The sequence below is a fragment of the Oceaniferula marina genome (genome assembly GCF_013391475.1).
In the GTDB taxonomy this organism is placed as follows: Bacteria; Verrucomicrobiota; Verrucomicrobiia; order Verrucomicrobiales; family Akkermansiaceae; genus Oceaniferula; species Oceaniferula marina.
Genome location: NZ_JACBAZ010000002.1, coordinates 872,018 through 886,481 on the forward strand (window position 1 = coordinate 872,018; position 14,464 = coordinate 886,481).

The 14,464-nt window shown below is 53.0% G+C and carries 11 protein-coding genes; 4 read left to right on the top strand and 7 right to left on the bottom strand.

The genetic code is table 11. The features are described 5' to 3' along the window. The first annotated feature begins 437 nt into the window (after positions 1 to 437). Positions 438 to 1,049, top strand: coding sequence for a nitroreductase family protein (locus tag HW115_RS07905; protein WP_178932043.1), 612 nt, complete (start codon positions 438 to 440; stop codon positions 1,047 to 1,049). A 140-nt stretch (positions 1,050 to 1,189) separates the two neighbouring features. Here the strand turns inward: HW115_RS07905 and HW115_RS07910 are convergent, their stop codons facing one another. Together HW115_RS07910 and HW115_RS07915 are read right to left on the bottom strand one after the other, a co-directional pair. Then, positions 1,190 to 2,380 carry a hypothetical protein gene (locus tag HW115_RS07910; protein WP_178932044.1) on the bottom strand — a complete coding sequence of 397 codons (1,191 nt, stop codon included), beginning with the start codon at positions 2,378 to 2,380 and terminating at the stop codon, positions 1,190 to 1,192. 93 nt (positions 2,381 to 2,473) lie between these two features. Continuing rightward, a complete protein-coding gene (locus tag HW115_RS07915) occupies positions 2,474 to 3,202 on the bottom strand; it encodes an AIM24 family protein (protein WP_227021345.1) in 729 nt (242 codons plus the stop codon). Positions 3,203 to 3,350: 148 nt separating this feature from the next. Between HW115_RS07915 and mnmL the strand changes: the two genes are divergently transcribed. Continuing rightward, positions 3,351 to 4,340 (top strand): tRNA modification radical SAM protein MnmL/YtqA, encoded by a 990-nt coding sequence (mnmL, locus tag HW115_RS07920; protein WP_319609284.1) that lies wholly within the window; start codon positions 3,351 to 3,353, stop codon positions 4,338 to 4,340. Between the two features lie 142 nt (positions 4,341 to 4,482). Here mnmL and HW115_RS07925 read toward each other — a convergent pair whose 3' ends face one another. The 5 genes from HW115_RS07925 to HW115_RS07945 all read right to left on the bottom strand — a co-directional run bounded on the left by HW115_RS07925 (position 4,483) and on the right by HW115_RS07945 (position 9,002). Next, a complete protein-coding gene (locus HW115_RS07925) occupies positions 4,483 to 5,769 on the bottom strand; it encodes a TRAP transporter large permease (protein ID WP_178932046.1) in 1,287 nt (428 codons plus the stop codon). Then, positions 5,766 to 6,260: a TRAP transporter small permease gene (locus tag HW115_RS07930; RefSeq protein ID WP_178932047.1), complete on the bottom strand. Its 495-nt coding sequence runs from the start codon at positions 6,258 to 6,260 to the stop codon at positions 5,766 to 5,768. The genes HW115_RS07925 and HW115_RS07930 overlap by 4 nt, the downstream gene beginning before the upstream one ends. 12 nt (positions 6,261 to 6,272) lie before the next feature. Continuing rightward, the gene (locus HW115_RS07935; RefSeq protein ID WP_178932048.1) at positions 6,273 to 7,295 is read right to left on the bottom strand and encodes a TRAP transporter substrate-binding protein; all 1,023 of its coding nucleotides are present in this window, start codon (positions 7,293 to 7,295) and stop codon (positions 6,273 to 6,275) included. A gap of 20 nt (positions 7,296 to 7,315) precedes the next feature. Further along, a complete protein-coding gene (gene uxaC, locus HW115_RS07940; protein ID WP_178932049.1) occupies positions 7,316 to 8,713 on the bottom strand; it encodes a glucuronate isomerase in 1,398 nt (465 codons plus the stop codon). 109 nt (positions 8,714 to 8,822) lie between these two features. Continuing rightward, on the bottom strand, positions 8,823 to 9,002 hold the full coding sequence (locus HW115_RS07945; protein ID WP_178932050.1) for a hypothetical protein: 180 nt from the start codon (positions 9,000 to 9,002) through the stop codon (positions 8,823 to 8,825). A 101-nt stretch (positions 9,003 to 9,103) separates the two neighbouring features. Here HW115_RS07945 and HW115_RS07950 point away from each other — a divergent pair, with 101 nt between their 5' ends. Together HW115_RS07950 and HW115_RS07955 are read left to right on the top strand one after the other, a co-directional pair. Continuing rightward, positions 9,104 to 11,995, top strand: coding sequence for a hypothetical protein (locus HW115_RS07950; RefSeq protein WP_178932051.1), 2,892 nt, complete (start codon positions 9,104 to 9,106; stop codon positions 11,993 to 11,995). A 223-nt stretch (positions 11,996 to 12,218) separates the two neighbouring features. Further along, positions 12,219 to 14,435 carry a TIM-barrel domain-containing protein gene (locus HW115_RS07955; RefSeq protein WP_227021347.1) on the top strand — a complete coding sequence of 739 codons (2,217 nt, stop codon included), beginning with the start codon at positions 12,219 to 12,221 and terminating at the stop codon, positions 14,433 to 14,435. The last annotated feature ends 29 nt before the right edge of the window (positions 14,436 to 14,464 follow it).

A 14,464-nucleotide genomic window follows, 5' to 3' on the forward strand; every position in this document is an offset into this window, starting at 1 on the left:
GAATAAGCCGTTGTATGACGGCTCGATTCTTACCCCCCTTCATCAAAGTTCCCCCCTATGGGACACCGCCAACATGACTGACGTGAGAAGTATTTGGGTCTTCAATACGTCAGTGATGTTGTGTGGTGTCCGAAGGGATTCATCTTTTTGGATTTGGCAGTGTTACTTTATGTGTTTCGTAATGCCTGCCACGTTGCTCTCTTTCATTTCCCTGAAAGGGAGCAACCATTCTCTGTCTTCCGAGTGTATGTGAGGTTCGTGTGCATGGCCGTTAGGTTGATGGTTGCGATCGGGCGCATGACAGGGATTTTTTTTTGACAAGTGCCAATGCTGCTTTAGATGTATTGGGTTATTGAAGCCGACTGGTATCGATTGAGTTGGTTTTGAGTTCTAACATATCCTGTAACAAACAACCCATTGATTGAAAGCAAACCACGATGAATACTCTTGAAGCCATAAGTAGCCGACGCTCTGTGAAACACTACGATCCGGAGCACCGGATGACTGAAGAAGAAATAGAACAGTTAATTGGGCATGCCATTTTGGCGCCGACCTCGTTTAATATTCAAAATTGGCGATTTGTCGTGCTCACGGATCCGGAGCTTCGGCAGAAGGTTCGGGCGGCAGCCTGGGATCAAGCCCAGGTAACCGAGGCTTCGATTACCATTTTGTTGTGTGCTGATTTGAATGCTCATCTCAAGGACCCAGCCCGTTACTGGAAGGATGCACCGAAAGAGGCCGCTGACATCTTGGTGCCGATGATTGAGCCTTTTTATGCGGATAAGCCACAGTTGCAGCGCGACGAAGCGATGCGTTCCTGTGGAATGGCAGGTCAGTCGATTATGATGGCGGCTCGGGAAATGGGATACGATAGCTGCCCGATGATCGGTTTTGACCCCGATGCGGTGGCCAAGTTGATCAATCTTCCGGACGACCATTGCATTGGTTTTATGATCACGGTGGGTAAGGCCCTTAAACCGGCTTGGCCACGTCCAGGGCAATTGCCCTTATCCGACGTGATGGTGCGTGACCAATTTCCCTCATCATAGAGGGTGAATGCTTCCCATACGGGAGGTGACAAAATCTGTGACCTTTTAGAGGTCTCCAAATAAGCGATTCGGCAGGCTGGCAGCCCGGACAGGGTGTCAGTCTGCCGGAGTTTTGTTCAGGCTTGTTTCTCCGATATCCATTATTTGAATTCGACGGTCAGTCCGTTGGCGGCACAATAGGAGGCAAAGGATTTTTGGACGGACTCGTAGCTGCGGCCGTTGAGAAGCGCTTTCTGGGCTTCCTTTTCGGATTTCCCGCGTTGTATGGCTTTGACGTAGTTTTTGATGTTGTGGGCCTGCGGTGAGCCGTCGCCATGATAGAAGTAGTAAGTGAGCAGCAGGGCCATTCCGTAGTTTCGGTTGACCTGCCTGCCACTGGCGAACTGTTGGTAGGACTGGTTCATGAAGGTTTTCAGCGGTGGCATACTCACTCTGGGTCCGAGTTTTCTGCTGGTGTGGGATTTGGATACCTTTTTGGAAATGACGCAGTCGAAGATGTGGCGTTTGCTGCCATAGACGTGGAAGGCGGCATGGGTGTAGCGGGTGTTGGCGATATACTCGGCGCTGCCTTCGATAAACCAGGGGGCTAAGAGGATGCCTTCCATCAGCTGATGGGTGATCTCGTGGCTCAGCACCGAGCTTTGTTTGCTTTTCAAGTATTTCCACTTTTTCCCCGATTTATAGACACCGACGGTGGCAAGTGGGACGATGATGGACTGACTGCGTAGCAGGTAGGCACCTGCCGAGCCGGGAGGGCCTCCGGCGCGGAGGTAGTTTTCATACTGGCCGAAGAGGTAGATAGGAAACTTATGCCCTTTGCTCTTGTATTGCCCCGGGATGTTGAGGGGCAGTTGCATGTTGTAGAGATACGTGGTCTCAAACAAGGTGGCGAGTTTTTGCACGGTTTGGGTATCGAGCTTTTCGTCGCACACAAAGCGGTAGTGGTCGCTGGCGAAGGCGTAGTGGCCGGGTTTGCTTTCTTGTTGGAGGATTTGAACACTGGGCGTGTTTGGTCCGTAGACGGTGCGTGGCCAGGCTTTGGAAAAGGCGCTGTCCGGGCATTTGATCCACGAGGCGTAGTCGAGGTTTCCTCCTTGTTGGCGTGCCCAGAGTTTGATGTTGCTCTGACTTTGATTGGAAAAGGCGCTTAATGGCACGGTGCCGTGGCGGCCGTCGGGTAGCTTGACTTCTACCTTCTTGTTTTGAATTTTATGTAACGAGCCTTGAAAGGATTTACCATTGTTCAGGGTGAAGGTGTCCGCGTGCAGTGGCAGGCAAGAAGCCAAGGTAAAGAGGCTTAACACCGTTCGGACTACCGGAATGCGAAACATGCCGGTAATTTGCTAGATTCGGAATCGCTTGTCAATCCTGCCTCAAGGTCCGTATGCCATACGGACACATGAGTTGGCGAATAAAGAAGAAGATTACGAAGAAGCTTGGTAAGCCACTTCTTCGTATGGCTGGATGGTGACAAATCCGGAGCCTTCGAAGAGCATTTGGAAGGATTCTCCTGATCCCCGGCCGAGGAAACTCTTCAAGCTGACGTCGGTTTTGATCTGAGGTTCGAGTGAGCCGCTCCAGGCAACGGTGGCATTGGGGTCGGTGACGACGGGTTTGCCCGGTTCGACAATCAGAGTGCGCGGTTCGTAGTGGCTGGTGATGGCGACCAGACCGCTACCCTGTAGCCGGATGTTGAACAGGCCGCCACTGAGCATGGCTGCGACCCGTTTCATCATTTTGATGTCGTATTGGATGGTTGGCTCAAAAGCGAGGATATCGTTGCCGTTGACCACGATGCTTTCGTTGCTGAGTTCGATGACGGAGATTTTTTTACCGGCATCGGCGAGGTAGACGGAGCCGACGCCTTCGGCATCGGTGATGCGTGCCCCTTCACCGGAGACTGCTTTTTTCAAGAGGTTGCCGACTCCGCGGCTGAGCAGGGTTTCGCGGGTGAACTTGACTTGTCCGTGGTAGGCGACCATGGAGCCCATTTTGGTGTGCACCTTTCCATTCAGGTTGAGTTCGAGAAGGCGCTCGGTTTCGAGTTCGAAAAGCCCCTGGCCATGATCTTTCTGGGTCGTGGCGTGGATAAACTCTTGCAGGGTGTGACGTTTGGGGAGTGCGGGGAGTGCGGGTGGTGTGGCGCTTGGCATATTCATTGTGTTGATACTTTTATTCGTTTTCTGGAGGTCTTCAATGAGAACCTGAGCTTGGTTTTATAATGGTCTTTTTTTGCTTTTCAGGTGCCGTGAATTAGCACGGGCTTGCGCAATCAGGGGCTCCGGTGCATCAGTGAATCAGGTGAGTGATCAAGAGAACATATCCGGAACGGGTGAGACCCGGTCGGGCAAGCAGGTCGAAGTTGTGGAACCCTACTACCGCGCTTACGGCCCGTGGCTGAGAAAGAAGTTCGGCGGGCAGCGGGTCTACAAGGTGATTGCCGATGCGGGGTTTACCTGCCCGAACCGTGACGGAAGCAAGGGGTATGGAGGCTGCTCCTACTGCAATGTGGATTCATTTACCCCCTCACTGACGCGTTCACTTCCAAGTTTAAAAGAACAGTTGCTCGCCAGTATGGCCCGAGCCAAAGGAAGGTTCGGCGCGGAAAAATTCATCGTTTATTTTCAACCGAATACCAATACCTATGCTCCGGTGGATCAACTGCAGTCGCTCTACGATGAGGCCTTGGCTGTGAACCCGGAGGAAACGGTGGGCTTGTCGGTTGGTACCAGGCCGGACTGCCTGGACCCGGAAAAAATTGCCTTGCTGGAGAGTTATGCTGACCGCTATGCCGTGGATTTGGAGTTGGGGATGGAATCGATTCATGAGTCCACCCTTGCGCAAATCAACCGGGGCTGCAGTCATGCCGAGTTGGTTCGGGTGCTGGAATCATTGAAAGGGTCACCGATGGACGTGTGCCTGCATATGATTTTTGGTTTCCCATGGGAGAGTCACGAGCAAATGTTGGCCTATGCAGAGGAGGTCAATCGCCACTCTGCGGTTGGTTTTGTCAAACTTCATCACTTGCACGTGGTGAAGGGATCCATTCTTGGGGCGCGATATCTAAAGGAGCCGTTTCCGGTCTTCAGCCTCGAAAAATACATGGAGTTTTTGGCTGATTTTCTGCCGCGTCTGCGGTCAGATATCGTTGTGCAGCGCCTGTTCGGCGTGGCAGAGCAGGATCTGTTGATTGCCCCCGATTGGGGGATGCGTAAGGCTGCGGTTCAGACTTATCTGGATAAGGAACTGACTGCACGTGGTGTGGTTCAAGGTGGTGCGGTTCAGAGCTAATCGGAGTGTGTCCGTTAGGAATGTGGGACAGGATTGTATCCTGTCGACAAGCTGTGCTCAGCGGCAGGTCAAGGGATTCGTGTTCCCAAGCTTGCCGACAGATTGAAAATCTGTCCTACGATGTTGTGCTCAGTGGAGGGGTTTAGCCGAAGGTATTGGGAAGCCACAGCGAGATCTCTTCGAAGAAGCTGATCAGCATCAGGGCGATGATCATGGCGATGTAGAAGGGGATCATGGCACGTGAAACCCGCGCGATGTTTCCCTTACCCACACTGCAGCCGACAAAGAGGCAGGTTCCAACGGGCGGGGTGCACAGGCCGATGCAGAGGTTGGTGATCATGATGATGCCAAAATGTACCGGATCGATGCCGAGGGCGGCGGTTACCGGAGCGAGGATCGGGGTGAAGATCAAGACCGCTGGGGTCATGTCCATGAAGATACCGACGATGAGGAGCAGGACGTTGATGGTCAGGATGATGACAACCGGGTTTTCACTCATGCCGATCAGGGCGGCGCTGCACATCTGAGGGATCTGTTCGGTGGTGAGGAACTGGCTCATTGCCCGGCTGGCGGCAACCAATAGCAGGACCACCGCGGTGGTCTTGGCTGCCCGGTAGATGATGCCCTTGAGCTCCACAATCTTGACTTCGCGGAAGAAGACAACGGCAAGCAGAAAGGCCCAGACAACGGCGATGGCCGAAGCTTCGGTCGGAGTGAAAATGCCCGCCATGATCCCCCCGAGAACGAGCACAACCAACATCAGACTGGGCAATGCCATTAGTCCGCTTTTGATGACGCTTTCGGATGTTGTCGATCCTTGGACGATTCCTTTTTTGCGGCTCACCACATAACTGATGACCATGAGCATCAGACCGACGAGGACTCCAGGGATGATGCCGGCCATAAACAGCTTGGCGATCGAGACGTTCCCCATCGACACGGCATAAACGATCATGACATTGCTGGGAGGGATGAGGAGCCCGGTGGTGGCTGAGCTGGTGGTTAGCGCGATATTAAAATCGCGGTCGTAGCCTTTCCGGTTCATTTCCGGGATCAGAGTACCACCGATCGATGACACGGCTGCTGCTGCTGAACCGGAAATGGCGCCAAAGAGCATGCAGGTCAGGGTGTTCACCCAAGCGAGTCCACCGGGGAAACGTCCGACCAGCGCAGAGGCAAAGTCGATTAGTCGGCGCGCCTGTCCTCCGGCACCGAGAAGCTCACCGGCGAGAATGAAAAAGGGAATGGCGAGCAGGGTGAAGCTCTCCGGTCCCGAGGCCATATCCGATGCCACGGTGACGAGCACTTGTTCATACCCCAGTGCCCAGGCTGCAACGACGGTAACGGCGGCGAGGACAAAGGCGATCGGGATATCGATCACCAGGAGAACGACGAAGAGGACCAGTAGAATGGTGATGGCGAGGCTCATGCGTCGGCGCTCCCTTCTGTTTTCGATTGGATGGTGTTGATCAGCATTTCGATATTAAACAAGGCGATGAAGGTTCCGCTGAAGGGGACGGAGAGGTAGAGCCACGCTTTTTGGATGCCAAGCGTCGACATCATTTGGCCGAAGTGAAGTCGCTCCATCGTGAGTTGAATTCCCCCGACGACCATGACGGCAAGGGTAAAGAAGAGCACGATGATCAGGGCGACGATCCGTAGTTTTTTTGCTGCTCCCGGGTGGAGTTTGGTCATGAGGAGGTTGATGCCGAGGTGGGCGTTGTCGCGGTAAGCAATGGCGGCGCCACAGAAGACCAGCCAGACCAGGAGGAAGGTGGCGAGCTCTTCCGTCCAGCGGATCTGGTTGCCTACAAGGTAGCGGGATCCGACGCCGAGCACGACATCGATGATGAGGATTGTAAACACCCCGATGGAAAACCAGGTGAGGATCGCGTGTAAGATGCGGTTGAGTGATTGCATGGTGATGGTGGATTATTTTCGGGTTGCCCGGATTCTGTCGTAAACGTCTTTGATATCACCGGTGGCGTATTTTTTGATGACCGGCTTGCAGGCATCCCGATAAGGGGTGGTGTCGACCGTTAGTATGCTGACGCCATCCTGTTCCATGGCTTTCAAGGATTTTTGTGTGGCTTCGACCCAGAGTTTTCGCTGGTATTCGGTGGCTTCAATCATCGCTTGTTTCAGCCATTGTTGTTCTTGGGCGCTTAATCTTTTCCAGACCCGGTCACTGACGACAACCATGTCCGGGATACGTGAGTGGGCATCCAGAGTGAGGTGCTTGCAGATCTCGCTGTGTTTTGAGGATGTGATGCTGGGAGGGTTGTTTTCCGCTCCATCCACGACGCCTTGTTTCAGGGCGGTGTAGAGTTCACCCCAGGGGATGGGGGTGGGGGAGCCGCCGAGAGCTTCCACCAGATCCATGGCGACGGGGTCGCGCATCACACGGAATTTTTTCCCCACCATGTCGGCGGGTGTGCGGATGGGTTCGGTGGCATAAAAATTGCGGCTTCCCGAGTCGAAATACCCGAGGCCGGTGAATCCGCTTTCTTTGCCGTTGTCTCTTACGGAGAGGCGCTGAAGAAGCTCTTGTCCGATTTCTCCTTCGAGAACTTCCCAGAAGTGGTCGGCATCGTCAAAAAGGTAGGGAAGGCTGAATACTTTCATCAAGCTGACAAAGTTTCCCATCGGGGCCGTGCTGGTTTTGGTCATGGCGAGTGACCCGCGCTGGACTTGTTCGATACAGCGGGTTTCGTCTCCCATCTGGCCCGAGGGAAAGATGACAAGTTTCATTTTTCCGTCTGAGATTTCTTCCAGTCGTTGTCCCATGAACTCGATGCCTTGATGAACCGGGTGGTTCGCTGGTAGCGAGTGGGCGCATTTTAACGTCCCTCGGTCCGGCAGGTTCTGGCTGCGCGAAACGATGGCCAGAATGATGCAGATGAGCAGGACGCCGAGAATGCTGCTGGAAATGATGTTCGAGGATGTTTTTTTCATGCCTTGGAAAAAAGGAGATGTTAGTCGAAGTAGTTTTGGGCGTTGGAGTAGGAGATGTTTTTGACCATCTCGCCGACCATGCCGATATCATGAGGGATCTTACCATCGGCGATATCCTGGCCTAGCAGCTCGCAGAGAAGGCGGCGGAAGTATTCGTGGCGAGGGAAACTCATCATACTGCGGGAGTCGGTCAGCATACCGATGAAGTGGGAGAGTAGGCCGAGTTGGGACAGGGCGTTGAGCTGCCACTTCATGCCGTCGGACTGGTCGAGGAACCACCAGCCACTGCCGAATTGGACCTTTGCCTTGGTGCCCCCTTCGAAGAAATTGCCACACATACTTGCGAAGGCGTAGTTGTCGCGGGGGTTGAGGTTGTAGAGAATGGTTTTGGGAAGCGCCTGGCGCTTTGAGAGTTCTCCGAGCAGGAGGGCAAGGGAGGGGATCTGTTGTTGGTCGCCAATCGAGTCGCACCCGATGTCGGGTCCGAGTTTTTCGAACAGTCCGGTGTTGACGTTGCGGATGGCCCCGAGGTGAAGTTGCATCACCCAGCGTTTTTCGGCGTAGCGTTCACCGAGGAAGGTGAGCAGATTGCCGGCAAAGCCTTCGGCTTCATCTGCGCTGAGTGATTTGCCATTTCTCGCTTTTTGAAAACTGAGATCGGCTTCGGCGTCATCCGCGATGCGGAGTGGGCAGCGTTCCAGCCCGTGATCGGATGCCCGGCAGCCGACGCTATCAAAAAAATCGATCCGTCCGGCCAGTGCACTTTTTAGGTCTTCCAGGTGATGGAGGTCTGAATGGGCAACGGCAGATAGCCGGTCGAGCCAGTGGTTCCAAGCTGTGGGTTGTTGGATGCCCAATGCCGGGTCGGGACGGAAGGTCGGAGCCACGGTGGCCGGGCAGTCTGAGTCCTTGAGAGTGATGTGATGTTCGAGTGAATCCGTAGGATCGTCGGTGGTGCCGATGAAGCGCACGTTTTGTTGTTCGAGGATCCCCCAGGATGTGTGGGACTCCTGCTGCAGCTGATCGTTGGCTTGTTCCCAGATCGACTTGGCGCTGGTAGGGGTGAGAGGCGTGGTGATGCCGAAGTAGCGGGCGAGCTCCAGATGGGTCCAATGGTAGATCGGATTGCGCAGGGTGTGGGGGACGGTGGCAGCGAAGGCTTGAAACTTTTCAAATGGCCCGGCGTCGCCGGTGCAGAATTGCTCCTCGGTGCCGTGCAGACGCATGGCTCGCCACTTGTAGTGATCACCCTCGAGCCAGATGTCGGTAAGGTTGTTGAACCTTCGGTTGGTGGCGAGATCCGCGGGGGAAAGATGGCAGTGGTAGTCGAAGATCGGCTCATCGACGGCATAGCCGTGGTAAAGCTCCCGTGCCGCTTGGGATGTGAGTAAAAAGTCGTCGTGGATGAATGGGTGCATAGCAATGGAGTCCAGCGGATACCAGTGGCTAATGCATACGGGGTTCCCCCCTGCGTGTTAACCAAAAAAAGTTAATTGGTCATTAAATGTTCATTTTTGGATAAAAAACTTAATTGGGGTTCGGATCTTGCCCGGTTTGATCGATGGCGGCGTATGCGGCGGAGGCTTTTTCCATGACCTCAAGCCATTCCTTGCGTTTATCTTTGCTGGTCATCGGGTCTTTGACTTTTTTTGCCGATTCCAACACTACATTTCCTAATTCCCCCAGCACTGTTCGTTTTGCAGCCATAGCGAAGATCTAACATAATGAGTGGATGGCCGCAAGGATTTCCTTTTTCATCAAAATGATATCAAGTCGAGGTTCTTTTTGTTGTTGATGGAGGTAGAATCATGATGATTAGCGCCACGACCTCTTCCCGTTTTACTCTGCTGCTATGTGCCGTATGTGTTCCCATGTTTGTTCCGTTGTCGGCGCAAGTGCCGGCGAACTATCAGCTCGAATCCGACTGGTTGTTGAAAAACGAGGCCTTTGTCGCCGAAGTGACCAAAGACCGGCAAGCTGGTCGGCTGAATTTCAGCAATGGATTGTTTTCGCGTTCGATTGATATTCGGCTGGGCACGACCGTTGAGTATACGAACCTGATGACAGGTGAATCGGTGATTCGCGCGGTGGAGCCGGAAGGCTATGTCACCTTGGATGGAGTTCCGTATGCCATCGGCGGCGCGGATGGCCAGAAAAACAAAGCTTTTTTGACAGAGCCGTGGTTGAAAAACCTGAAGCCGCGTGAGGGTGCCCTACAGTTGGTGAATGTGGCAACCGGGGAGCCGGAACCTCGATTGAAGTGGAAGCGGGTGCGCCACCATGCTCCCGATGCGGTCTGGCCGCCAAAGGGGAAAACTATTCGTCTGGATTACCGTTTACCTGAGTCTCAGACTGAACTGTCTCTACACGATGTGTTGGTGGATTCCGACTTTGGGCGGCCTGTGCTTCTGGTGGATGAGTTTCAGGTATTGGATGCGGCATGGAAGGTGCATGCTACCAAGGCCCATGCCCGGGCCAATTTTGAGAATGAGGGCAAAGCAGGCGAGATTTACACGTTGCCAGACACGGTGGTGTTTGCGGAGCGTCCGCTGCCAGCGGGGGTGGAGGTGGTTGAAGCGACGATTCATGCGGGAACCGATGGCTCGACCAGTTGGGGGCCGGGTATTGGTCTGGTCTTTGAAAATGGCAAGGTGATGAAGTTGAACATACGGCCGGGAGGTTTGGCCAATGTCAACCGGCCGGTGTTGGGTATGTATGACGGCCAGCGTGAGCACCCACATCTTAGCGGCGAGGAAAAGGTCGACGTCGGTAAGCCCATCACGCTCCGAGCGAGATTGATCGACGATAAGGTGCTGTTTGATGCTCAGCAAGAGGGAGGTGTCTGGAAGCATTACCGTGCGGTGACCATTCCGGAGAGCTTTGGAAAAGCAAAAGCATTTCGGGTAGGTAAAATGGCGCTTGATGGTGGCACGGCTGATCGGGGGAGGCAGGGCGAGTTGGTTCGTCTCCGGGTGAACAAGGTGGCAATGTATGGCGGCTTTGATCGCAGCCGATTGGATGATCTGGTAAAAAAACAAAAAATGCTGAGAAACCTGACCGTTTCGGTTCATTATGAAATCTATGATGGGGTGCCAGCCTTCAGTAAGTGGATTACAGTGAAGAATGAAACCGGGAAACCCGTGAATCTGGATCGCTTTTGTGCCGAAACCTTGTCGGTTGTGGAGTATGACAACCAGGTGGAAGTTCGCGACGGTGTGTCCGTTCGCCCGCCGAGAAGTTTGCATGTTGAGACCGATATGGCCTTTGGTGGCATGAGCCAACGCAACGCCAACCGGCACACCGTGCATTGGCTCACCGACAAAAGTTTTTCTACCCAAGTGAACTGGGCGAAGCAAAACCCGTGCCTGTTAAAAGTGCAGCCAACGTTCGGTCCGGATCAGACAATCGAACAGGGGGAGACCTTTGAAAGCTTCCGTATGTTCCAGCTGGTGTATGATTCAGAAGACCGTGAGCGACGTGGGTTGGCGCTCAAGCGCATGTATCGCACCGTCGCTCCATGGGTGACGGAGAACCCACTGATGCTGCATTGTAAATCGTCGAATGAGAAGGTGGTGAAAAATGCCATTGATCAAGCGGCCGCAACCGGCTTTGAGATGGTGATTTTGTCTTTTGGTTCCGGTTTTAATTCGGAGAATGACAACCCGGATTATCTGGCGAAGTGGAAAAAGATAAACGACTACGCTCTGCAGAAGGGAATTCATCTGGGAAGCTATTCACTTTACTCCTCGCGTAGTGCGGGGAAGGGAAATGACATCATTCCACCCAAGGGGATGAAGAACGCCCACGGGCGCTGCCCGGCGATCACCAGTGCGTGGGGGCAGAAGTACATCAAAAAATTGTATAACCTGTTTGAGCAGACGGGCTTTATGGTATTTGAAAACGATGGAACCTACCCGGGAGATGTCGATGTCACCGCACGTCCTCCGTTGCAAAAAGGAGTCAACGATTCACGCTGGGTGCATTGGCGGATTTGGACCGATTTCTACAAGTTTTTACGTGCCCGTGGAGTGTATTTTAATCTGCCGGATTACTACTATCTGAGTGGATCAAACAAGTGTGGCATGGGCTACCGCGAAGTGAACTGGTCGCTGCCGAGAGAGCAACAGCGGGTCATTGCCCGACAGAATATTTACGATGGAACCTGGGAAAAAACACCGAGTATGGGATGGATGTTTGTGCCCTTGGTGCAATACCACGGCGGTGGTGCTGCAGCGACGATCGAGCCACTGCACCAGCACCTCGACCACTACAAGCTGATGATGCAGTCGAACCTCGGACTGGGAGTGCAAGCCTGTTACCGCGGCCCCCGGCTTTATGATACGGAGGAAACCAAGCAGATGGTCACGGAGACGGTTGCCTGGTTTAAAAAACATCGTGAGATTTTGGAGTCGGATCTGGTTCATGGCCGACGGGCTGATGGCCGGGATATCGATTGGATGCTACACGTCAATCCGAAGTCGAAAGAGAAGGCCTTTTTGTCTGTTTATAACCCGACGGATGCTGAGGTCAGCAAGGAGATCTGGGTGCCCTTGTATTATGCAGGGTTGAAAGGCAAAGCTCAGGTGTCTGTTAATGGGGGCGCTGTGGCACCCGTTGCCTTGGATGGCTCTGCACGTGTTAAGCTAAAGGTGCGCGTTCCAGCCCAGGGGTATGGGTATTATGTGTTTGAGAAGCTTTAACGATGGTCCTTTTTTGCCAATGGGAGCTTTACGATCCAGGTAAAATATTGGCACTTCTTCGGTGGTCTTGTATTAGCTTATGCTACTTCGTCATTTTTATCAAGTTGTGACGATGTTTGCTGTTGGTAAGAGAGGGTGAAATCTAATTTTAGATAGAATACCCTGCAGATGATGTATCTGAACCAACGAACGCGTTAAAAATGATTTAAACATGAACAATCCAATGAATAGACATGATAGGAAGCCCTTGTGGCTGATTGCCGTAGTAGTCTTCTCTCTGGCATTTCCGTTACAAGCGGGATCCCCTGTGGGGGATAGCCGGGATTTGAAACTAGTTGAGAAGTGGGAGAAAGTCGCCAATGGGGTTTTTCGCACAGTGGTAGGAAACCACGATGGTGAGATGCATTACAGTGATCTGGCCGCGGCTTCACCGAAAATTGAGACCTTGAATCGCTTACCTGATGTTCCGATCAGCAAGGCCTTGAAGTCGGCCAGTTTCCGACTGCTTGCAGACGGTAAGGTGTTGGTGCGTATCCCGACCGAGCCGGGGGAGAAAATCTATGGTTACGGATTGCAGTTCGACAACACGATGAAGAGCGGGCAGATCGTCGAACTCAAAGTCGACCACTTTAAAAAAGGAGGTGGGGCAACCCACGCACCGGTTCCTTTCTATATTTCCAGCAAAGGTTACGGTGTGTTGTTCAATACGGCCAAATACATCAAAATCCACAACCAGGTAGGCAGTCGCAAGGATTCAAAACACAACCCGGAGGAAGTTGACCGCAACCCACCGGCCGATGAAAAACAAGCGGGGCCATGGTTGGCTTTGCCTCCGGGAGATGCCGTTGAAGCATTTATTCACGGTAAAGGGCTCGAGATGGTTGGATTTACCGGGACCAGCTTCCAGGATATTGTTGCTCGTTACAACCTGTTCAGTGGTGGTGGGGCAATGCCTCCGCTCTGGGGGCTTGGTTTCTGGCACCGCACGCCTGCCAAGTATTCGGCCGAGCAGACAGCCGCTGAAATTGCCGAGTTCGATCAACATCGGATCCCTCTGGATGTCATCGGGTTGGAACCCGGCTGGCAGAGCAAGTCGTATCCGTGCACCTACGAGTGGCAGAAGAAACGCTTCCCCGATCCCGGGAAGTTTGCCAAGCAGTTGTTGGATGACGGTATTCGCCTTAACCTGTGGGTGAACCCTTATATCTCGAAACACTCAAGGATTTATGAAAAAATGAAACCGCTGTCAGGTTCCCACCTTGTCTGGTTAGGGATCGTTCCCGATTACACTTTGCCTGAGGCTCGCCAGTTGTTGGTTGACCAGCACAAGGAAGATCATTTCGATATCGGGATCTCCGGATATAAAATCGATGAGTGTGACGGCTATGATTTCTGGCTCTGGCCTGACTACGCAACCTTCCCTTCCGGGACTTCTGCTGAGGTGATGCGCCAGACTTACGGTATGCAGTTGCAGAGTCTGATGCACAAGGAACTGTTTGTGAAGAACAACCAACGGACGTATTCGCAGGTGCGTGCCAGCAATGGGGCGGCTTCAAGCTACCCCTTTGTGATTTACTCGGATTCCTATGGACATAACCAGTATGTAACCGGTCTGTCTTCGGCCAGCTTGTCAGGCATTCTTTGGTGCCCTGAAATTCGTAGTGCACGTAACGAACGCGAATGGATCAACCGAATGCATACGGTTTGCTTTTCGCCATTGGCTCAGCTCAACGCCTGGGCAAGTAAAACCAAACCATGGAGCTATAAAAATGCCACGGACGCGGTGCGAAATACGATTGAGCTGCGTATGCAATTGTTACCTTATCTCTACACCGCCTTTGCCAACTACAATCAGCAAGGGATTCCTCCGGTGCGGTCGATGTTGTTGGAAACCGGCGAGGGGAAGGATCAGAGCAAGGAGCAGGAGCGTAAGTTGGACGGTGAAACCGACCCGTATGCCGATGGGTTTCATCAGAAAATTACCGAGGACAACAGCCTCTATATGTTTGGTCCGGATATTCTTGTGGCTCCCTTTCTTAACAACTCGACCAAACGTCAGGTTCAGCTGCCTGCCGGAAATTGGTATGATTTTTACACAGGTAAACTGCTAGGAAATGGCAACAAGATCACGATTACAGCCAAGCAATTCAACGACCTGCCACCGCTGCTCGTCAAGGAGGGTGCGCTGATTCCGATGCTGACAAAGTCGGTGATGAGAACCAAGGACATCCAAGGTGCTGCGATTGAAATCCGTCATTACGGAAAAAAGGACGGCACCTGCCAGTTGTATGAAGATGACGGTCAAAGTTATGACTTTGAGAAAGGGGCATACACCTTGCGCACCTTTGCTCTTGAGAGTGGTCAGCTGAAACAGAAGATCGTCAAGAAGGGGGCAAAGCCATTGTATGGTGATGTGTCCCTGCGCCAGATGACAAAGTAGAGTGTTGCCCTGGGCTCGGAGTGTAAGTT

Bases quoted from the DNA above. Each gene is read 5' to 3' on its own strand.
- HW115_RS07915 (WP_227021345.1), bottom strand. From the start codon at position 3,202: ATGCCAAGCGCCACACCACCCGCACTCCCCGCACTCCCCAAACGTCAC.
- HW115_RS07950 (WP_178932051.1), top strand. From the start codon at position 9,104: ATGATGATTAGCGCCACGACCTCTTCCCGTTTTACTCTGCTGCTATGT.
- HW115_RS07910 (WP_178932044.1), bottom strand. From the start codon at position 2,380: ATGTTTCGCATTCCGGTAGTCCGAACGGTGTTAAGCCTCTTTACCTTG.
- HW115_RS07945 (WP_178932050.1), bottom strand. From the start codon at position 9,002: ATGGCTGCAAAACGAACAGTGCTGGGGGAATTAGGAAATGTAGTGTTG.
- uxaC (WP_178932049.1), bottom strand. From the start codon at position 8,713: ATGCACCCATTCATCCACGACGACTTTTTACTCACATCCCAAGCGGCA.
- HW115_RS07930 (WP_178932047.1), bottom strand. From the start codon at position 6,260: ATGCAATCACTCAACCGCATCTTACACGCGATCCTCACCTGGTTTTCC.
- HW115_RS07905 (WP_178932043.1), top strand. From the start codon at position 438: ATGAATACTCTTGAAGCCATAAGTAGCCGACGCTCTGTGAAACACTAC.
- HW115_RS07925 (WP_178932046.1), bottom strand. From the start codon at position 5,769: ATGAGCCTCGCCATCACCATTCTACTGGTCCTCTTCGTCGTTCTCCTG.
- HW115_RS07935 (WP_178932048.1), bottom strand. From the start codon at position 7,295: ATGAAAAAAACATCCTCGAACATCATTTCCAGCAGCATTCTCGGCGTC.
- HW115_RS07955 (WP_227021347.1), top strand. From the start codon at position 12,219: ATGAATAGACATGATAGGAAGCCCTTGTGGCTGATTGCCGTAGTAGTC.